Source organism: Amycolatopsis palatopharyngis (assembly GCF_003385185.1).
Lineage (GTDB): Bacteria > Actinomycetota > Actinomycetes > Mycobacteriales > Pseudonocardiaceae > Amycolatopsis > Amycolatopsis palatopharyngis.
Genome location: NZ_PQHZ01000005.1, coordinates 192,842 through 212,622, shown reverse-complemented (window position 1 = coordinate 212,622; position 19,781 = coordinate 192,842). Strand labels below are relative to the sequence as shown.

At 67.8% G+C, this 19,781-nt stretch carries 17 protein-coding genes; 15 read left to right on the top strand and 2 right to left on the bottom strand.

Annotation, left to right across the window (positions count from 1 at the left end; translation table 11 throughout):
• Positions 1–72: 72 nt before the first annotated feature.
• The 5 genes from eccCa (at position 73) to D0C15_RS05770 (ending at position 7,427) form a co-directional block, all read left to right on the top strand.
• Positions 73–4,089 (top strand): type VII secretion protein EccCa, encoded by a 4,017-nt coding sequence (gene eccCa, locus D0C15_RS05790; RefSeq protein WP_116041411.1) that lies wholly within the window; start codon positions 73–75, stop codon positions 4,087–4,089.
• 180 nt (positions 4,090–4,269) lie between these two features.
• The gene (locus D0C15_RS05785; protein ID WP_116041497.1) at positions 4,270–6,183 is read left to right on the top strand and encodes a type VII secretion-associated protein; all 1,914 of its coding nucleotides are present in this window, start codon (positions 4,270–4,272) and stop codon (positions 6,181–6,183) included.
• The gene (locus D0C15_RS05780) at positions 6,180–6,536 is read left to right on the top strand and encodes a hypothetical protein (protein ID WP_116041409.1); all 357 of its coding nucleotides are present in this window, start codon (positions 6,180–6,182) and stop codon (positions 6,534–6,536) included. Before D0C15_RS05785 ends, D0C15_RS05780 begins: the two co-directional genes overlap by 4 nt.
• Before the next feature lie 219 nt (positions 6,537–6,755).
• Positions 6,756–7,070: a WXG100 family type VII secretion target gene (locus D0C15_RS05775; RefSeq protein WP_116041407.1), complete on the top strand. Its 315-nt coding sequence runs from the start codon at positions 6,756–6,758 to the stop codon at positions 7,068–7,070.
• Between the two features lie 69 nt (positions 7,071–7,139).
• Positions 7,140–7,427 (top strand): WXG100 family type VII secretion target, encoded by a 288-nt coding sequence (locus D0C15_RS05770; protein ID WP_116041405.1) that lies wholly within the window; start codon positions 7,140–7,142, stop codon positions 7,425–7,427.
• Positions 7,428–7,502: 75 nt separating this feature from the next.
• Here the strand turns inward: D0C15_RS05770 and D0C15_RS05765 are convergent, their stop codons facing one another.
• Both D0C15_RS05765 and D0C15_RS05760 read right to left on the bottom strand, forming a co-directional pair.
• Positions 7,503–7,973 (bottom strand): DUF4333 domain-containing protein, encoded by a 471-nt coding sequence (locus D0C15_RS05765; RefSeq protein WP_116041496.1) that lies wholly within the window; start codon positions 7,971–7,973, stop codon positions 7,503–7,505.
• 4 nt (positions 7,974–7,977) lie between these two features.
• Positions 7,978–8,892, bottom strand: a complete 915-nt coding sequence (locus tag D0C15_RS05760) for a hypothetical protein (RefSeq protein WP_245975585.1) — start codon at positions 8,890–8,892, stop codon at positions 7,978–7,980.
• Positions 8,893–9,074: 182 nt separating this feature from the next.
• Here D0C15_RS05760 and rplM point away from each other — a divergent pair, with 182 nt between their 5' ends.
• The 10 genes from rplM (at position 9,075) to D0C15_RS35415 (ending at position 19,778) form a co-directional block, all read left to right on the top strand.
• Complete coding sequence (gene rplM / locus D0C15_RS05755) at positions 9,075–9,527, top strand: 50S ribosomal protein L13 (RefSeq protein ID WP_091673810.1); 453 nt, start codon at positions 9,075–9,077, stop codon at positions 9,525–9,527.
• 14 nt (positions 9,528–9,541) lie between these two features.
• Entirely contained in the window at positions 9,542–10,027 is a 486-nt protein-coding gene (gene rpsI / locus D0C15_RS05750) for a 30S ribosomal protein S9 (protein ID WP_116041404.1), read from the top strand.
• Positions 10,028–10,289: 262 nt separating this feature from the next.
• Positions 10,290–11,624 carry a phosphoglucosamine mutase gene (glmM, locus tag D0C15_RS05745; protein WP_116041402.1) on the top strand — a complete coding sequence of 445 codons (1,335 nt, stop codon included), beginning with the start codon at positions 10,290–10,292 and terminating at the stop codon, positions 11,622–11,624.
• A 109-nt stretch (positions 11,625–11,733) separates the two neighbouring features.
• Entirely contained in the window at positions 11,734–12,039 is a 306-nt protein-coding gene (locus tag D0C15_RS05740; protein ID WP_116041400.1) for a hypothetical protein, read from the top strand.
• Positions 12,039–14,321 (top strand): hypothetical protein, encoded by a 2,283-nt coding sequence (locus D0C15_RS05735; protein WP_116041398.1) that lies wholly within the window; start codon positions 12,039–12,041, stop codon positions 14,319–14,321. The genes D0C15_RS05740 and D0C15_RS05735 overlap by 1 nt, the downstream gene beginning before the upstream one ends.
• A 20-nt stretch (positions 14,322–14,341) precedes the next feature.
• Positions 14,342–14,797, top strand: a complete 456-nt coding sequence (locus tag D0C15_RS05730) for a hypothetical protein (RefSeq protein ID WP_116041396.1) — start codon at positions 14,342–14,344, stop codon at positions 14,795–14,797.
• Between the two features lie 2 nt (positions 14,798–14,799).
• Positions 14,800–16,518: a fatty acyl-AMP ligase gene (locus tag D0C15_RS05725; protein ID WP_342768550.1), complete on the top strand. Its 1,719-nt coding sequence runs from the start codon at positions 14,800–14,802 to the stop codon at positions 16,516–16,518.
• Between the two features lie 28 nt (positions 16,519–16,546).
• Positions 16,547–16,828: an acyl carrier protein gene (locus tag D0C15_RS05720; RefSeq protein WP_116041394.1), complete on the top strand. Its 282-nt coding sequence runs from the start codon at positions 16,547–16,549 to the stop codon at positions 16,826–16,828.
• A gap of 104 nt (positions 16,829–16,932) precedes the next feature.
• Positions 16,933–17,253: a hypothetical protein gene (locus D0C15_RS05715; RefSeq protein ID WP_245975584.1), complete on the top strand. Its 321-nt coding sequence runs from the start codon at positions 16,933–16,935 to the stop codon at positions 17,251–17,253.
• A complete protein-coding gene (locus tag D0C15_RS35415) occupies positions 17,253–19,778 on the top strand; it encodes a WXG100 family type VII secretion target (RefSeq protein WP_116041392.1) in 2,526 nt (841 codons plus the stop codon). Before D0C15_RS05715 ends, D0C15_RS35415 begins: the two co-directional genes overlap by 1 nt.
• The last annotated feature ends 3 nt before the right edge of the window (positions 19,779–19,781 follow it).

Here is a 19,781-nt window from a genome sequence, read left to right as displayed (position 1 = left end):
CGGTTCGCTACCGTGTGGACCCGGTCGCGTTCACGCCGGCCGCCATCGCCGAGTTGAATGAGGGGTCCTTCGGTGAGCACGCTGCAGTTCAAGCGGTCGCCACGACTTGCCGCACCGCGCCCACCCGGTGGCGAGGTACACCTCGAGCCGCCACCGGAGATCCCCAGGACGATCCCCGGCAACATCCTGATGAAGCTGATGCCGGTGGTCATGGTGGTCGCCATGCTCGGCATGGTCGTCTTCATGTTCACCAGCGGTGGCGCGATGTCGCGCAGCCCGTTGTTCCTGATGATGCCGCTGATGATGATGATGTCGATGGTCGGCATGTTCGCCGGCGGCGGCAAGGGAGGCGGCCCCAAGAAGGCCGAGATGAACGAGGACCGCAAGGACTACCTGCGCTACCTCGGCCAGATGCGCGACCGCGCCAGGGAGGCGATGGTCGAGCAGCGCGCAGCGCTCGAATGGGTGCATCCCGACCCGCAGACCCTGTGGTCACTGGCCACCAGCAGGCGGATGTGGGAGCGCAGGCAGAACGACCAGGACTTCCTGCACCTCCGGGTCGGCCGCAGTTCGCACCGTCTCGCCACCCGGCTGGTCCCACCGCAGACCGGCCCCGTCGACGAACTCGAGCCGATCGCGACCCTGGCGCTGCGCCGGTTCGTACGCGCGCACTCGATCGTTCCCGACCTGCCCACCCAGATCACGCTCCGTGGTTTCGCTGCCGTGAGCATGCAGGGCGACCGGGAGCTCACCCGTGGGCTCACCCGCGCCATGCTCGCGCAGTTGCTCACCTTCCACAGCCCCGACGACGTGCTGCTGGCCGTCGCGACGGCAGGCCGGGCCAAGGACGAATGGGAATGGGCGAAATGGCTGCCGCACGCCCAGCATCCCACGATGTCCGACGGGATCGGTCAACTCCGGATGATGGCCGGCTCGCTGGCCCAGATCGAGCAGTGGCTGGACGAGGAACTGCGCGATCGCCAGCGGTTCTCCCGCAACGCCACGCCACCGCCGGACCAGCCGCACGTCGTGATCGTGATCGACGACGCGGATGTCACCAGGGAAGAGCAGATCATCCTCGAGGAGGGGCTGGTCGGGGTCACCCTGGTCGACCTCTCCGACTCCATCGGGAACCTCGCCGCCCGCCGCGGACTGCGCCTGGTCGTCGAGGAGGACCGGCTCGGCGCGCGCAGTGCCGGTGGTGTCGAGTGGTTCGGCCGTCCGGACACGCTCAGCGTGGTGGAGACCGAGGCGCTCGCCCGCAAGCTCTCGCCGTACCGGGTCGGTTCCGCGGCGGCCGAGGCGAGTGAGGACGAGCCGCTGCTGTCCAACCCGTCGCTGCTGGAGTTGCTCGGGATCCCCGGCGACCCGATGACGTTCGACGTGCAGCAGGCATGGCGTCCGCGCCCGGTCCGGGACCGTTACCGGGTGCCGTTCGGCGTGGGTGAGTACGGGCAGCCGGTGGAACTGGACATCAAGGAAGCGGCCATGGAAGGCATGGGCCCGCACGGTCTGTGCATCGGTGCGACCGGTTCCGGAAAGTCGGAGTTCCTGCGCACCCTGGTGCTCGGCATGCTGGCCACGCATTCCTCGACAGCGCTGAACTTCGTCCTCGTCGACTTCAAGGGTGGTGCGACCTTCCTCGGCCTCGACCAGGCGCCGCACGTCTCCGCGGTCATCACCAACCTGGCCGACGAGGTCACGCTCGTCGACCGGATGAAGGATGCGCTGGCCGGGGAGATGAACCGGCGCCAGGAGGCGCTGAAGAACGGCGGCAACTTCAAGAACGTCTGGGAGTACGAGAAGGCCAGGGAGAACGGAGCGGACCTCGATCCGCTGCCCGCGCTCTTCATCGTCGTCGACGAGTTCTCCGAGCTGCTGTCCGCGAAGCCGGACTTCATCGACCTCTTCGTCGCGATCGGACGACTGGGCCGGTCACTGCAGATGCATATGCTCCTGGCGTCCCAGCGCCTGGAGGAGGGCAAGCTGCGTGGTCTCGACTCGCACCTGTCGTACCGGATCGGGCTGAAGACGTTCTCCGCGGCGGAGTCGCGCGCGGCGATCGGTGTTCCCGACGCGTTCGAGCTGCCTTCGGTGCCAGGTGGCGGTTACCTCAAGTACGACACCTCGACGATGGTGCGGTTCAAGGCCTCCTATGTGTCCGGCCCGTACCGCCCCGCCGGGATCAAGGCGGCAGCTCCCGGCTCGGCCGTGGTGCGCGCGGACAAGCGCCCGCAGCTGTTCGTCCCGGACTACATCGAGCTGCCATCGGAACCCGAGCCCGAGCCCGAGACGGTTGAGCCGCAGAAGCCCGAACCACAGTCCGAGGAGGCGGTGGAGCCGAGCGAGCTCGACGTCATCGTCAACCGGCTGATCGGTCAGGGCCCGCCCGCACACGAGGTGTGGCTGCCGCCGCTGAAGGAACCGAATTCGCTGGACACCCTGCTGCCGAACCTCAACCCGACCGAGGACCGTGGGCTCTCGCCCGTCGGCTTCTTCGGAAACGGGCGGCTGCAGGTACCGATCGGCATCGTCGATCGGCCCTACGAGCAGCGCCGGGACCCGCTGTGGGCGGACTTCTCCGGTGCCGCGGGACACGGTGTGATCGTCGGTGGGCCGCAGTCGGGCAAGTCGACCATGCTGCGGACACTGATCATGTCGATGGCGCTGACCCACACGCCGGAGGAGGCGCAGTTCTACTGTGTCGACCTCGGTGGTGGCACGCTGTCGGGGCTCGAGGACCTGCCGCACGTCGGTGGTGTGGCGGTCGCGCGCCGGGAGCCGGACAAGGCTCGCCGGATCGTCGCGGAGCTGACGACGCTGGCCAACGAGCGGGAGTCGCGTTTCGGGGCCATGGGCATCGATTCGATGAACGAGTTCCGTAATCGAAAGCGGCGCGGGGAGATTTCCGCCGAGCAGGACGGTTTCGGGGACGCGTTCCTCGTCGTCGACGGCTGGCGCGCGCTGCGCGACGACTTCGACGAGCTGGAACCGCAGATCACGAAACTGGCCGTGCAGGGGTTGACCTACGGCGTGCACGTCATCATCGCGTCCAACCGATGGGCCGACATCCGCCCGGCGATCAAGGACATGCTCGGTACGAGGTTCGAGCTGCGGCTCGGTGACCCGAGCGAGTCCGACATCGACCGGCGCGTCGCGGTGAACGTACCCGCCGGTCGCCCGGGACGCGGTCTGACCAGGGACAAGCTGCATATGCTCACGGGGCTGCCGAGGATCGACGGTTCCAGCGACGCAGAGGACGTCGGCTCCGGCGTGGCCGACGCCGTGGCGAAGATCAAGACGGCATGGAAGGGCAGGCATGCTCCGCAGGTGCGGTTGCTGCCCGAGCTCATGCCGTACGAGGAGCTGCTGGCCGAGGACAAGCACCGCAACAGCAAGCTCGTGCCGATCGGGGTCAACGAGGACGAACTCGCACCCGTCTACCTGGACTTCGACGCCGAGCCGCACTTCATGGCGTTCGCCGACGGCGAGTCCGGCAAGACGAACCTGCTGCGCCAGATCGCGCGCGGTATCACCGATCGCTACACGAAGCAGGAAGCGGTCATCATCCTGGTCGACTACCGGCGCACCATGCTCGGTTACGTCGATGGCGACCAGTTGCTGGGTTACGCGGTGTCGGCGAACCAGCTCACCGAGATGATGAAGGACGTCGCGGGTTCGATGTCGAAGCGACTGCCCGGCCCGGACGTGACCCAGGAGCAGCTCAAGAACCGATCCTGGTGGACTGGTCCGGAACTCTTCCTGATGGTCGACGACTACGACCTCGTGGTGACGCAGACGAACAACCCGCTCAAGCCGCTCTCGGAGTACCTGGCTCAGGCGAAGGACGTCGGCCTGCACATGATCGTGGCGCGCCGTACCGGTGGTGCCTCGCGGGCGTCGTTCGACCCGATCGTCGGCAAGCTGAAGGAGATCGCGGCTCCGGGCCTCATCATGAACGGCTCACGGGACGAAGGCGCACTACTGGGGAACGTGAAGCCCGGGCCGATGCCACCGGGACGAGGCACGTTCGTGAGTCGCAAGGTGGGCAAGCAGCTCATGCAGGTCTCCTGGATCAACCCCGACTGAGACGTCCCCGGCCTCCTGCGCAGGGACGCCGGGTTCAGCGCGCCTGCCGGTTGGTGCGTTTAGCGGGCTAAATGCACCAACCGGCCCCCGGGGGTCGTGCGTTCGGCCTCGGGGTGGGGGCGGCCGGGGATCTGGGAGAGTGACGCGGGGATCGAGAGCAGGATGGGGCGGGAGCGGTCGGTGACGTTGCGGGTGGCGGTGGACTTCGGGACATCGAGCACCTGTGTCGTCGCGTCGGTGAACGGTCGTGAACCTCAGGTCGTGGTGGTGGACGGCCAGCCCTTGCTGTCCTCGGCGGTGTACGCCGCTCCCGACGGGACGTTGTTCGTCGGCCAGGAGGCCGAGCGCCAGGCCGCGGTCGATCCCTCCCGCTACGAGCCGCACCCCAAACGCCGGATCGACGAGGGCGAACTGCTCCTCGGTGCCACCGTCCTGCCCGTGCTGGACGTCGTGCATGCCGTGCTCCGGCGCGCGGTCACCGAGGCTCGCCGGGTCGCCGGTGGCGCTGAGGTCGACCTCCTGGTCCTGACCCATCCCGCGCAATGGGGAGCCATGCGTACCCGCCTGCTGCGGCAGGCCGCCGGCAGGCTGGCCCACGAGGTGGCGCTCGTGCCGGAACCCGTCGCGGCGGCGGTTTTCCACGCCGCCACGCACGCCCCCGCCGAACTCAACCAGGACCGCACGGTCGAGTTCAGCGGCCAGGTGGGAGACACTATTGCCGTGCTCGACGTGGGCGGTGGCACTGTCGATGCCAGCGTCGTCCGCCGGATGCCCGCCACGGGCCCCGGTCCTCGGCGCGGAGGCTTCCAGGTGCTGGCCACCCGTGGTGATCCGACGTTCGGCGGCGCGGACGTGGATCAGGCGTTGCTCGAACACGTCGGTTCCCTGGTGTCGTCGGCCGATCCACAGGCGTGGCGGCAGCTCGTCGAAGGCAGGGAACTGACGGATCGGCGTCGCCGGCGTGTGCTGCGTCAGGACATTCGCGGCGCGAAAGAGACCCTGTCCAGGCACGCCTACACCGACGTGCCGATGCCGCCCCCCTTCGCCGACGCGCATGTCACGAGGGAGGACCTGGAGCGGCTGGTCGCCGGGCCGCTTGGCCGGGCCGTCGACCTCACCACGACCACGATCGAGGCCGCAGGGGTGCGGGCCAAACAGCTCACCGCGATCTTCCTGGTCGGCGGTTCCAGCCGGATCCCGATGGTCTCCCGGCTGGTCCATGAACGAACCGGCGTGGTCCCGACCACTCTCGATCAACCGGAGACCGTGGTGGCCCGCGGCGCATTGCGCGCCGTGCTGATCGATTCCGACCGCACTGGTTCGCTGCCCGGCGCCCCCGCGGTCCGGGCGGGGGTGCCCCGGCAACCCGGAGATCCGCGCACCGAGATCGTCGGACCGCGCGATATCCCGCGACCGGCATACCGGCGGCAGCCCGGCCCGCCCCCGGGAAACGGGCCACAGGGGCCACCGCGTCCCATGGCGGCACGTGCCTCGACCGCGTCGATGCCGCCGCACGGGCGACGCCCGCCCGCTCCGCCGGCCCCGGCCGCCTCACCGAAGCGCCCGTACCGTCGGTTGCCCTGGCTGCTCGGAGCGGGTGTGGCACTGGCCGCGGTACTGGCGACCGTGCTGGTCCTGACCTTGGACAACGCGCCGGAGGGGCGGACGTTCGCGCAGTACAACTACACGTTCGTCGCGCCGCCCGAGTGGACGCAGACTGGAGACAACGTCGCCGACCGGCAGGTGATCGTTAAGCCCGCCGACGCCGTGAAGGCCGACAATCTGGTGGTGGTGCAGGAGTTCGAACTGCCCTATGACGGTGTCGCCGAACGGGATCGTCTTGCACAGGAGTTGCGGACGCAGATCGAGAACAGCACCGGAAGCACGTTCGCCGACTTCGCTCCGCAAACCGAGTTCGCGGGGAAGGACACCGTGTTCTATCGCGAACTCAAGTCGGGGGCCACAGTCGACTGGTATGTGCTCGCACAGGCGAACACGCAGGTCAGTGTCGGTTGTCAGTATGTGCAGGACCGCACCCGAGTAGCGGGAGCATGTGAGCAGATCGTGCAGACGCTGGAGATCAGGGCGGGATGATCAGTGACGAATCGGCGCGATTGACCGCCACGGTCCAACATGCCGTCACCTTCAGCAGCCGGACCATGGGCGAGGTGAAGGCTCGCAACGAGCGCTATCGGGCGGAGAACGCGCGGCAGGCGTCCCGGGCGCCGCAGGCAGCCGATCCCACTCCGGCAGAACTCCGCACCGCCGCGCGCCGGTTCCGCATCGGACAGGGACTGCCCCTTCCGGACCGCGACGAGAGGGTCCAGGCTCGCCGTGGCCGGGACAGCGAACCCCGAACGAGTGATGAGGACGAGGACTTCTCGCAGGCGCGCGTCATGGTTCGCGAGGACGGAACACCCCCGCCCGAGCCGTTCCGTCGCGACTGAACTCGTTGTCCCCCAACGAGTGCGGCCGCTGTCGTCAGCGCAGCCCGGCGACCCGGAACCCGCTGTTCACCTGGGGTTCCCTTGCCAAGCGTTCACGCTAGCAACTACTTCCAAGCAAACGGGGACAACGCGGAACCAGTCATGGCAGGGTCTTCGTCGTAGGCACGTACGAACGAACGAAGTACGTACGACATCCACCAACGAAGGGGGTAACTCCAAATGGGCGGTTTTAAGGGCGAGGTCGCGCAGTTCACGCAGGCCGAGAAGGACGTCGTCGACACCAAGAACGCCATGGTGCAGAACCTGAACGCTCTGCGCGACAACATCGAGGCCACGCAGGCCGGATGGTCCGGCCGGGCGGCCGAGGCGTTCAACAACGTGATGATGCGCTTCGACGAGAACTCGCGGAAGATGTACGAATCCCTCGAGGGCATCGGCACCCTGCTCGAGCAGGCCGGTAGCAAGTACGAGGCCGCGGAAGAGGCACAGCTCGAGGCGGTTCAGAGCGCCTCGCGGGGCATGGAAGGCCTCTGAGTCAACTTCTTTCAGCTGTAGCGATAGTCCAGAAACACCACAGACTTTCAGGATCACAAGGAGGGTGAAATGCCGGACGGCATTGTCGTTGATTACCAGACCATCAACACCGCGGCGGAGGACTGCAACAAGACCGGCGGTGAGCTTGGTTCGCTGTTCGAGGACCTCAAGTCCAAGCTGAACCCGCTGATCACCACCTGGGAAGGTGAGGCGCAGGCCTCGTACCTCGAGCTGCAGACCAAGTGGGACCAGTCCTTCGAGGACATGAAGCAGCTGCTCGCGCAGATCGCCGCCGTGCTGCCGCAGATCGCCGACGGCTACCAGGGCACGGAAAAGGGCGTCACAGGGATGTTCTGAGCCCTTCCGGCTACGCTCCACAGACGACAGTGCCCCCAGCTCACAGAGCCGGGGGCACCGTCGTTTTCGGATGTTCTACTTCGGTGCGCCGACCTCGAACTCGGGCTTCTTGTTCAACACCCTGATGGACACGGACTTCTCCTCGCCGGAAATCTCGACCGTGCACTCGAACGTCGTTCCGTTGCGGACCGGCTGGCCATCGGGACAGCGAGCGTTGGCGACATCGTGCTCGCCGAAACTGTCGCGCAGCACTGTCGCGACCCCGTACTGCAGCGACTGCTGATCCAGCACGTCCCCCTGGAACGCGCCCAGCAGCCAGGCGGCCACTCCGCCCCCGCCCAGTACGAACACGATCGCGCCGACGGTCAGGAGCGCCTTCTTCCGCCGGCTGCCACGCTTCGGTGCCTGCTGTGAGCTGGGATCACCGAACGCTCCGAAGCCGCTGTACTCGGATTGGAACGAGCCGCCGTAGCCAGGCCCGGGCGGCGGTGGCTGGTGCCGCGGTGGTTGCCACCAGCCCTGCGGCTGACCTGGTGGTTGCGTCATCCGTTCACCCACCACTCTGGATCTTCCCGAGGCGGTCGTAGAAGTCGTTGACCGCTGCCTGATCCTTCAGAGCAGTGACCTCGCCGGCGTCCGGAACCGGCGGCAGGTCGTTCTCCGTCGGGGGTTCCAGGACCTGGTATGCCATCCGCACCTCCAGCTCGTGACCGTCATCGCTGACGGTGCCGGCCATCTCGATCCGCCGGAGTTCGTCCTCAGGCCCGAGCACGATGAGTGCGGTCAACGGCTCAGAGCGCATCGATTCGCTGACATTGGCGAGCAGCTGTTCGGGGAAGCCGATGACCCTGTGCTCGAGAAAGATCCGCAGCGGGATCTCGGCGGTCAGTTCGACGCTGCCGTCGGGCAGGCTCTTGGCCTGCTTGGCCGCTCTGTCCGCTTCGGCCGCGTCCGCGACGCTGTTCAGCATCTTGCAGACGGTGCTGTACCCCTCCCAGAAACATTCGCCGTAGTTGTGGCCGGTGTAGGGCATGGACACCCAGGGCGTCGGGGCGAGGCTCGAGTACAGCGGGCCGAGCCGTAGGTATTCCACCTCACTGCCTGCCGGATGGTAGGAGTCGAGGAAGGCGCCGGAGTCCCGGTTGGAGTGGTTCTTGGACAGGCGGGTGGGCGGGCTGCCGATCTGCACGGCCGTGATGGTGTCGTCGGCCTTCTTGTCATCGATCCTGGCGAACGAGTCGAGGGTGCTCTTGCGCGGCTCGTTGCCGGTGAAGTCCTCACTGAGGTGCTGCAGCTTGTCGGCGAACTTCGCACTGACGTACTCCGCGGCCTCCGCACCGTCGGGAATCGCGGTGGCGGTGTGAGTGGTGCCACACCCCGTTGCCGCCAGGGCGACGCCGGTCAGCAGCGCCGTCAGTGCGCCTGCTCGACGACGGCCGGACCGCGCATCCGGTCGGGTGGTCACCGTGAAGCCCCCTGGTTGTACGATCGGTCTGCTGGGTCAGACTAGTATGAGTACCGGCGGGGACCCCCCGCTTTGACCCTCATTCCGGCGGCCGAGTATCTTCATAAGCTGTTGTGCGCTGCGGCGCGTACGCGCTAGGCCCGCACGGAACCCACAAGCAATGTTGACGACGAGGTAGACCCTTGCCCACGTACAGCCCCAAGCCCGGCGACGTCACTCGTGCCTGGCACGTGATCGACGCCGAGGATGTCGTGCTCGGCCGGCTCGCGACCGAGGTCGCCACGCTGCTGCGCGGCAAGCACAAGCCCACCTACGCTCCGCACGTGGACACCGGTGACTTCGTCATCATCGTCAACGCCGAGAAGGTGGCGCTGACCGGCCACAAGCGGGAGCAGAAGTTCGCTTACCGCCACAGCGGTTACCCGGGTGGCCTGCGTAAGCGGTCCTTCGGCGAGCTGCTCGACTCCCGTCCCGAGCGACTGCTCGAGAAGGTCGTCAAGGGCATGCTGCCGAAGAACAAGCTTGGCCGCGCCCAGGGTAAGAAGCTCAAGGTCTACGCAGGCCCTGAGCATCCGCACTCGGCGCAGCAGCCCCAGCCGCACGAGATCACCAAGATCGCTCAGGTGACCAAGTGAGTGAGGAACAGTCTGTGACCAGCACCGAGACCGAGGTCGTCGCCTCCACGGAGTCGCCCGACGCCGTCGCGACCAGCGAGACGCCGGCCGCACCGAAGCCGTCGCGTGCCGCTGGTGGCGCCGCCCAGACGGTCGGCCGCCGCAAGGAGGCCGTCGTCCGCGTGCGGCTCGTCCCCGGCTCCGGCGAGTTCAAGCTCAACGGCAAGAGCCTTGAGGACTACTTCCCGAACAAGGTGCACCAGCAGCTCATCCGTGAGCCCCTGGTGACCGTCGAGAAGCCCGAGTCGTTCGACATCTTCGGCAACCTGCACGGCGGTGGCATCTCCGGCCAGGCCGGTGCGCTGCGCCTGGCGATCGCTCGTGCGCTCGTCGAGGTCGACGCGGATGACCGCCCCGCGCTGAAGAAGGCCGGCTTCCTGACTCGGGATGCCCGCGCCACCGAGCGTAAGAAGTACGGCCTCAAGAAGGCCCGTAAGGCACCGCAGTACAGCAAGCGCTGACGCGCCGAGGTACTGCGACCGCCGCGACCTCTGGTCACGGCCGAAAGCAACCTCCGGAAGCGCTCATCCGTCACACGGGTGGGCGCTTCCGTGCTTTCCAGGTCCCTGTCGCTGCCGTCCCGGCTCCAGAGCCGGAGTGCCTTTAGCCCGCTAAAGGCACTCACCGGGGGTGAAGGTGAGGGGGGCGGATCGACTGTCGCCGAGGCCGCTAGGTTGTCGGGGTTGTTCGGATGCGGGGTAGCCCGCACAAGGAGGTCGACACATGGCTCGCCTATTCGGCACCGACGGAGTCCGGGGTCTCGCCAACGGTGAACTCACTCCCGAGCTCGCGATGTCCGTCGCGGCCAGCGCCGCTCGTGTGCTCGCCGCGCATGATCGCTCGCACCGTCCAGTTGCGGTTGTCGGCCGGGATCCCAGGGCCAGTGGCGAGATGCTCGAGGCCGCCGTTGTCGCCGGACTGACCTCGGCCGGAGCCGACGTGCTCCGGCTCGGTGTGATCCCGACTCCTGGTGTCGCCTACCTGGTCGGCGCCCTGTCCGCCGATCTCGGCGTGATGATCTCGGCCTCCCACAATCCGATGCCCGACAACGGCATCAAGCTGTTCGGCGACGGCGGGCACAAACTGCCCGACGGCATCGAGGACGAGATCGAGGCAGGCCTGACCGCTGCCGCGATCCGGCCGACCGGTGCCGAGATCGGCCGCGTCACCGAGGCCCACGACGCGGTCGACCGATACATCGCGCACCTGATCGAGGCGAGCCCGCAGTCACTCGCCGGTATCCGCGTGGTCGTGGACTGCGCGAACGGGGCCGCTTCCGCAGCCGCACCTGACGTCTACCGCAAGGCAGGCGCCGAGGTAGTCGCCCTGTACGCGGAGCCGGACGGCGTGAACATCAACGACGGTTGCGGATCCACCCACCCGGAGCGGCTCCGCGAGGCTGTGCTCGCGCACGGCGCGGACCTTGGCATCGCCCACGACGGCGACGCCGACCGCTGCCTCGCGGTGGACGCGGAGGGCAACCTCGTCGACGGCGACCAGATCATGGCCGTGCTCGCGATCGCGATGGCCGAAGCCGGCGAACTGGTCGACGACACCCTCGTCGCCACCGTGATGAGCAATCTCGGCCTGCACCTGGCGATGCGTGCGCACGGCGTCGCCCTGCGGACGACCTCGGTGGGTGACCGCTACGTACTCGAGGAGCTGCGCAGCGGTGGTTTCTCCCTCGGCGGCGAGCAGTCGGGTCACGTTGTGCTGCCCGGCTACGCCACAACTGGCGACGGTCTGCTCACCGCGATGCGGCTCATGGCGAGGGTCGCGGCCACCGGCAGGCCGCTCGCGGAACTCGCCGGAGTCATGCGGCGGTTGCCGCAGGTCCTGGTCAACGTCAAGGTCGCAGACAAGGCGGCGGTCGCCGCCTCCCCGGCAGTCCGGGACGCCGTCGACGCGGTCACCGCCGAGCTGGGCGAGGAGGGCAGAGTGCTGCTGCGCCCCTCCGGAACCGAGCAGCTGGTGCGGGTCATGGTCGAGGCCCCCGCCGAGGAGACAGCGCAAGCCGCGGCGGACCGTCTCGCCGGTGTCGTCTCCACCGCTTCCTGATCCGGCCTTCTCCCGGCTTACTCCGAACCGCCTGCGTCGCTGCCCGCCGATCGGTACATTCTGTGTGCGCGGATCAGCGCATCGTCAGAGACCGTAGTGAAGGGGAGCCATGGCAGGCGGGCACTCAGTCGAGACCGACCGGTTGGCGAATGCGGCCGGGACCCTGAATGACGTGCCGCGGCAGGCTCTCGAGTCACCATTGCGCGCTGTCAAAGACGTGCAGATCACCGCAGCGGATTTCGGCCGGGCCCATGGCGCATGCTCCACGGCCTATACCGAAGGTGTACTGAAGCTGGCCGACTGCGCCGAGAGCTACCTGACCGCCTCGGAAGAGTTCGGCAAACGGATCACCGGCGCGGGCACACAGTACGCGGCGAATGAGGACCAGGTCGCCGGCGAAATGGGTAGGTACTGATGAGTCTCGCTGCGGTGGGCGATGACGGAACAGATATTCCGAGTCGTCAAGAGGCCGAACAACTCCTGGACGATCCGAATCCTCGAGGAGAGATCCAACGCGGTTTCGCCCTGCGCTACCTCGACTACGTCGAAGAAGATCCGACGGCATATGGATTCCGGGACGAAGCTGATTTCAACGCGTTCAAGGAGAAGTACAAGGAACGGCTGTCCATCAGCGACGGTGATCTGTTCCGGTCAGTAGCCGGCGCCGAGGACGACGTAAGACTCTTCTACACGAAGGCCAAAGAAGATCACGATCAACTGCGGGCTGACGCCAGGCAGGGCGACCGTGATGCTGTCAACGGTGGCGCGAGCGCGTTGGAGGCCGTTCGCGGCAGAAGCTCCGAGACCGATCCCGGGGCCGCGAACTCGAACGAGATACTCGACGCCGGCGTTTCGGGCCTGCGGGCTTTTGACGTTTGGCTGCCGCTGTACAACCGGGCCGTCGCGCTGAACGGTGGCGGCGCAGCCGTGACGATTGAAGAGATATATCGGCTCTACGACGAACAGCGAGACATCCCGTTCGACAAGTTCGGTGCCGGGGCCGGGGAATTCGAAGCATTGCGGGACGCGATCGCCAGCTCGTCCGCGGATGTGGCAGGCAGGCTCCAGAGCACATTTTCTTCGTGGGAAGGTGCTGCGGCGGATCGGGCACGCCAGTACGAGCAGGGCTATGCGGAGCAGACCTCGGCAGTTGCCGAGTCGATCGGCACGGCCGCGGAAGGCCTGCGGCACACGGTCGGTTCTGTGGGGCAGTTCTGCCAGGAGAAAGCCAACTGGGTCCTCACCTACTACTTCGATTCGATCAACGGTGTTACCGCGCAGGACATGGAACGACTTGTTCGAGTCGCCGAGGGCAACGGCAGCCAGAACGACATCATTCACTGCATCGGCTTCATGGGCATCGAGGCGAAAAACCGGTTCAATGACGACTGGGGTGGTCTTGATCAGGACACTGTGGACTTCATTGTCGAGCAGGCAGGGGTGTGGCTCGGAGAAGTGTTCTGCGCGTGGTTCGGAGAGCACCTCGGCAACTACCGGATGATGTGCGAGAACATCAGGGTGGCGGTCGATGGCGCGTGGAACGCCTTCCCGGAGATGATCAGCCGAATCCCGGAGAACCCGTACTCCGGAATCGGCGCAGCCGGGACACCGCCGCAACCACAGCAGGCAGGACCGGCTCCGGCCGCGGGCCCGAGCGTCGGACCGGCCGCAGGTATGACTGCGGCGCCGGAATCGGCCCCAGGTGTTACCGCCCCCGCATCGACCGTTCCCACCCCGAGTACTCCAGCTCCGGACGTCCAGTCTCCGAGTGCCCCGGCTCCGGCCGTTCCTGCCCCGACGGTTCCGGCTTCCAGCGTTTCCGAGGCGGAGGCCCGGCCCGAGATCCCAGCCACTGAACCGGATTCGAGCAGGCAGAACGCGCAGAGCGAGTCGAACGTTCTGACCATCTCCCACGGTGACTACGAAATCTCACTGAGCCTGCCCGATGGCGAGGGCGCGATGGAGATCACCCTGGACGACGGCACCGGCCAGCCCAAGGAGTTCGCTCTCGACTTCGGCGCCAAGGACGTCGAGCACGACACCGAGCCGGGAGCTGTGGACACGGTCGCTCCGAACAGCGCACCCCAGGCAGACCAGCCGCACCGGCCAGGCGCCGACGGGCGGATCCACGTCGAGGACGGCAGTCTTCGGGTCGTTGCCGAGCAGCCGGAGGGACCGAAGGGTGGCACCGTGCTCACGGTCGACGACGGAATGGGCGAGCCGGTGACTTACACGCTCGGCGCTGGCGAGCGGACAGCCGCGCCTCTCGAGCAGCCCGATGCCGCGCAGAGCACTACCCCACAGTCGGTGTCCGGACTCAGTGAGGTCGCCGAGGGCGCGGCGTTCGCGGATGTCAGCCGAGGAGCCATGGTCGACGAGCCGGACTCCGGCGTCCCGGCCTCCGGAACCGACGGTGCGCCCGCACGCCAGGCAACACCGGGCGCAGGCCTGGGGACCGCTCCAGGCGGCTTCGCGCCCGTCGATGGCGAGCAGAACACCTCTGCCGTCGGCGGCGCGGGCATGATGGGCGGGGCAGGTGGCGCCGCTGGCGGCTCAGGTGCTGACCAGGAGCGAAACGCCGGCGCCTTCCGGGTGGAGGGAAACATCTTCGACACCGCAGGTCTCGGAGATCGCATCAGTGGAACGTTGGGCCTCGACGATGACCCGGTGACCGGGCAACAGTCGAACGAGCGCTGACACCGGTTGAAGGAAAGCAAATGGATTCCGCGGCGAACCTGCAGCAGTTGCGCAGCAGACTCGGCTCGATCGACCGGGAGAACACGGAGCGGCTCGCGCTCATCGAGAAGCGGGCGACCAGGGCCGCGCAGGAGAGTAAGGACAGCACCCAGCGGCTCGCGACCAACGCGAACGAGGTCCTCACTCAGCTGAACGAGCGGGCCCAGCGCATCCGGAGCGCTGGGGGTTGGGCTACCGAGAGCAGTACCGCGAACTCGGCGATCGCGGAGAACGACTTCGGTTTCGACGAGGAAGAGCACGCCCCGGCACAGCCCGAGAACGCGCCCGTGACGAGGCCGCTGCCGCTCGCGCCGCCACCGGCTCCGGTGCAGCCGCTCCCGGAGGCCCCAATCACGAAACCAGCGGGCGGCAGGCCGGTGCGCAGAGCGCCCGTCGAGGAGGACGACTATGCCCACACCGACTGGACCGCCGACTGAGCGTGACTGAGATCGGCACGGGCGATCCGCCCGCTCTCGACATCCCCGAACGCGCGTTGACGGAGTACCTGCCGATGCGCGCGGAACGTGACGAGCCCGCCTTCACCTGGACCGGCCGCGACGGCGCCGAACACACCCTGAGCTGGCCGGACCTGCTCGCGCGGGTGCAGGCGCTCGCCGCGAACCTGCGGTCCGTCGCCGGGCAAGGCGAGCGGATCGCCGTGCTCACGAGGCAGGACCTGGACTACGTCGTGGGTTTCCTCGGCGTGTTGTACGCGGGTCTGGTGGCGGTGCCGTTGTTCGCCCCCGAGACTCGCGCGCACAGGCCACGGCTGGTCGCCGCGCTGCGGGACAGCGCGGCGACGGTGTGGCTGACCTCGGCGCGGGACAAGGATCGGCTGCGTGAACTGGCCGAGACCGAATCGCTGCCTCTGCCACCGCAGGTGATGGCGGTGGACGAAGTGCGCGGGAACGCTGCCGGAGCACCCGCCGAGGTCGATCTTGCCGCTCCGGCCTACCTGCAGTACACCTCGGGCTCGACCCGCGATCCGGCCGGCGCTGTGATCACCCACGGCGCGCTGACGGCCAGTGTCTGTCAGGTCGCCGAGGCTTATGCGGTGCACCAGGGCACGACCTGCGCCGGTTGGATCCCGTTCTCCCACGACATGGGGCTGATCCAGCTGCTCTGCGTGCCGGTGTTCACCGGCGCCCGGTCGGTCTTCATGGAACCGTTGGAGTTCATCCGCAGGCCACGCCGGTGGCTGGAACAGCTTTCCGGATATCCGGACGTCTTTACCGCTGCCCCCAACTTCGCCTATGACCATGCAGTGGACGCCGTTCCGGCCGCCGCGCGAACGGGCCTTGACCTGTCCGGCGTCCGGATCGCGCTCAACGGCAGCGAGCCGGTGCGGCAGGCGACCATCACGGCGTTCGCCGAAGCCTTCGGCCCGTACGGGTTCGCTCCGACAGCCCACCGCCCCTCGTACGGGCTCGCCGAAGCCACGGTCTACGTCTCCAGTGCGGGGCCGGAGGGGCCGACCAGCACGTCGTTCGGTCGCGCTGCGCTGGCCCGGGGCCGGGCCGAACCGCCCGGTTCCGAAGACGACGAACGCCGCCTGGTGTCCGTCGGACGGCCGGTGGGGCAGCTGGTGCGGATCGTGGACCCCGACCTGGGCCTGCTCCGTCCAGACGGCCGGGAAGGCGAGATCTGGGTGCACGGCCCCCATCTCGCCGCCGGCTATTGGCGGAAGCCGGAGAGCACAGCGACGACCTTTAGCGGGCTAATTGCAGATCCTCCAGCCGGGCTGCCCCGGGACGGGTGGCTGCGTACCGGGGATCTGGGCCTTGTGCACGCTGGGCAGCTGTACATCACCGGTCGGCGCAAGGACGTCATCGTCATCGACGGGCACAACCACTACCCGCAGGACATCGAGGACACCGTCGCCGGTGCGGACCCGCTGATCCGCCGCGACCGCGTGGCGGCCTTCGCCGTGACCGACGACCGGGGCGAAGGGGTGATGGTGGTCGCCGAGCACGTCCGCGTAGCCGATCCCACCGGGCCGGACCGGTCGCGGATCGCCACCGAAGTACGACGGGCCGTCGCCGAGCGGCATGATCTCGTCCTGCGCGCGTTCGAGTTGGTGGCGCCGGGGGGTGTGCCCAGGACGTCGAGCGGAAAGGTAGCCAGGTCCGCGGCCAGGCAACGTCACTGGCCGGGGTGAACGGGTGCGGCTCGGCGATAATGGCCGCATGACCAACGACGAGGCGGCACGGCCGGGCAGGCACATCGGCGACATCCGCAAGATCGTGTGTGACTCGCTGCTGCTGGAACCCGCGGCGATCGGTGACACGACACCGCTGGCCGACGTCGGGGTGGACTCCAAGCGGCGAGTGCAGCTGCTCGCCACGCTGGAGATCCATTACGAGGTGACGATCGATCTGGACGAGCGTGACCGGATGACGACACTGGCCGGTATCGCCGAGGTCCTCGATGAGGCCCTTCAGGCCAAACCGGCCATCTCCGGCGACTGACCACGGTACATTTCGTGTGCATCTGCGACGGCACCGAACCGAGCCGTGGTGCGTCGTAGGTCCGGACACGCACCCGGAAGACCTCAGGACAGGGGGAGCGCGCGGTGGGCGCAAAGGGCGAGGGTTACAAGACAGACGCCGACGCTATGGCGGCCGCGTCGAAGCGGATCAACGAGCTGGCCGAGGACCTTCCGGACGACAACAAGGATCTCGGCGAAACGAAGGTGAACGCGGCCGGTTTCGGTGAGGCACACGGCGAATACGCGACCAGCTACACCACGGGAGTGAGCACCCTCTCCGCCGCTGTACAGGGCCTCGGCACAACCCTCGCCGGTTTCGCGGCGCGCATCGGTGGCGCGGGAACCGCCTACACCGCAGGCGATGACGCGCGCACGGGTGACATGAATGCCGCGGGGAGGCAGTAATGGCCAAGTCGTGGGAGGAAGTCAGGACCGTCCTCGACGATCCGGCCGTTTCGCCCGAGACCAAGCAGGCGCTGCTGTCGTCGTGGCTGAACACGCCGGAGGGCTGGCAGGCGGACCGGGACGAGGTCGAGCCGTACTCGGAGGCGTACAACGCTTTTCCCGTCGGGTTCGGTGGATCCAATGTGGACGACCTGTACCAGGATGCACAGGACGAGTCGGATCAGGGCAGCTACAACGATCGTGAACAGGGCGAAGCCGTCGACCAGGGCAAGCAGGACCTGGAGAGCGCGCGACCTCCCGCGGTTGGCGGCGTGGGGACCAAGACCTCCGACGAACTGCTCGACACCGCCGTTGCCGCACTGAAGGTCTTCCAGAACTTCGGTCCGCTGCTGGCCGAGCTGCCTGCCGACTGTGTCGGGCAGACCAGACCGCTGGACTTCAACACCGACATCAAGAAGCGCTTCGATGAGCAGCGCGGCATCAGCTTCGAGAACTTCCTGACCGACGCGGAACGGTTCAGCACCGGTGCCACGACGGTCGACACCACCATGCGGGACACCCAGGGACAGCTGAGTTCCCTGTTCCAGAACTGGACTGGCGACGCCGCGGACGCGGCCCATGACCACTACTCCGAGAAGATCGCGCCGAAGGCGCAGGAGCTCAGCAGGGATCTCACCAGCGCCGCGGAGGCGGTCGAGATCGCCGTCGACGCCGTGTACCAGCTGGTGAAGGGCAAGGCCGACGCCGTCAACGACCTCTACACCGATCAGGTGGGCAAGGCCGACCTGGCGATGGCGCAGAAAGTCATCAACATCGCCAACGGTTCGGCCGCGGGTAAGGACGAACTCGCCGATGTCGCGGGCTGGATGGATGTCAATTTCGGTACCAACCTGCGTGAGACGCTCAACGACGACGCGTGCTGCGATGACGACGACATCAAGGAAGAGGGAATCCGGCTCGCCAAGCAATGGATCCAGAACCAGTTCAACCCGGACATGTGGGACTGGCTGTACCTGTCCTTCGACCGGACCTGCACGGACACTCTGGATCTGGTGAACCAGGCCTATGACGCGTTGGACGAGGTCATGGGCGACCTGGAGAACGAATTCCAGGGGGCGACCGACCAGCCGCCCACGCCCGAGCGGGAGGACGGCGGTGGTGGCGACACCGGAGGCGGTGGTGGCGGCACCGGCGGTGGTACCGGTGGCGGCACGGGTGGTGGTGGTACCGGCGGCGGCGGAACGGGCGGTGGCACCGGGGGCGGCGCCGAGGTTCCCTCGACCGAACAGCCCGGCACGAACCCGGTCACCGGAAAGCCGCTGGAGGTCGACCCGGAAACCGGCAAGCCCTATCCGATCGACCCCGAGACCGGTGAAGCGATCAAGGACGCGGGTGACGATCGGGACACGCTGACCGTCGAACAGGGCGATCGCACGATCGAGATGAACGAACCCGACGCCGAGGGCGAGATGGAGATCTCGGTCGACGATGGCAGCGGGGAACCGAAGGAGTACAAGCTGGACTTCAGTGCCGAGGAAGGCACCGAAGGCACAGCAGGCGACGGCGAGCGGGCCGGGGAGTTCGGCCCGGAGGGCAGCAAGGACGGCGCCGAGCAGATCTACCGGCCAGGGCCCGATGGCAAGATCCACATCGAGGACGGCGACCTCAAGATCACCGCGGAGCAGCCGGAGGGCCCTGACGGTCCGACCGTCGTCACCGTTGACGACGGCACCGGGGAACCCACGACCTACACCCTCGGCGAGGAGAAGGCAGCAGGTGAGCCGCGTACCGCGGGCCCGCGAGGTGATGCCGGAGCGGGTGGCGAACAGGCCGCTGGTGGCTCAGGTGGCTCCGGCTCCGCGGACAGTCCCGGTGACGGTGCGGAGAGCGGTGACGACATCCGCACCATGCCTGCTCCCGATGACGGTTCCGTGCCGATCTCGGCCGAAGCCGGTGCTGACGAGGGCGGTGCGGGTGGTGGCGCCGGGGACGGCGCGGCGGGCGGTGGCTCTGGTGGCGGCGGTTCGGGTGGCGCGGATGGCGGCGGTGCGGACGGCGCTGGCTCGGGCGGTGCCGGTTCCGACGGCGCTGGTTCCAGTGGTGACGGCGGCGCGCAGACGGAGCCGCAATCCGTCGGCGCGGGGGCGAGTGGCGGCATCGCGGCTGGTGTCGATGCCGGCGCGGGAGGGGTGTCCTCCGGAGTCGGCGAGCCGGTGATGGACGGCGGGGTGCAGACCTCGGCCACGCCCCAGCCCTCGGCTGGACTCGGAATGGCGCCGGGCGGTGTCGCGGAGCCGGTCGCGGCAGGTGCCGCGCAGGGTGCGTCCGGTGGAATGGGCGGCGGCATGGGCATGATGGGCGGCGGTATGGCCGGTGGCGCGGGCGGTGGTGGCGGCGGCGATCAGGAACGTGGCTCCAGCCAGTACCGCGTCGACGGTGGGATCTTCGAGACCAGCGGGAGCGCCAACCGGATCAGTGGATCGCTGGACGACGAGGGTGACCGTTCGATCAGCTACGAGCGATGATGC

Coding starts and splice junctions, on each gene's coding strand:
- D0C15_RS05765 (WP_116041496.1), bottom strand. CDS start 7,973: ATGACGCAACCACCAGGTCAGCCGCAGGGCTGGTGGCAACCACCGCGG.
- D0C15_RS05780 (WP_116041409.1), top strand. CDS start 6,180: ATGATCAGTGACGAATCGGCGCGATTGACCGCCACGGTCCAACATGCC.
- D0C15_RS05740 (WP_116041400.1), top strand. CDS start 11,734: ATGGCAGGCGGGCACTCAGTCGAGACCGACCGGTTGGCGAATGCGGCC.
- glmM (WP_116041402.1), top strand. CDS start 10,290: ATGGCTCGCCTATTCGGCACCGACGGAGTCCGGGGTCTCGCCAACGGT.
- D0C15_RS05775 (WP_116041407.1), top strand. CDS start 6,756: ATGGGCGGTTTTAAGGGCGAGGTCGCGCAGTTCACGCAGGCCGAGAAG.
- D0C15_RS05720 (WP_116041394.1), top strand. CDS start 16,547: ATGACCAACGACGAGGCGGCACGGCCGGGCAGGCACATCGGCGACATC.
- D0C15_RS05730 (WP_116041396.1), top strand. CDS start 14,342: ATGGATTCCGCGGCGAACCTGCAGCAGTTGCGCAGCAGACTCGGCTCG.
- D0C15_RS35415 (WP_116041392.1), top strand. CDS start 17,253: ATGGCCAAGTCGTGGGAGGAAGTCAGGACCGTCCTCGACGATCCGGCC.
- D0C15_RS05770 (WP_116041405.1), top strand. CDS start 7,140: ATGCCGGACGGCATTGTCGTTGATTACCAGACCATCAACACCGCGGCG.
- D0C15_RS05735 (WP_116041398.1), top strand. CDS start 12,039: ATGAGTCTCGCTGCGGTGGGCGATGACGGAACAGATATTCCGAGTCGT.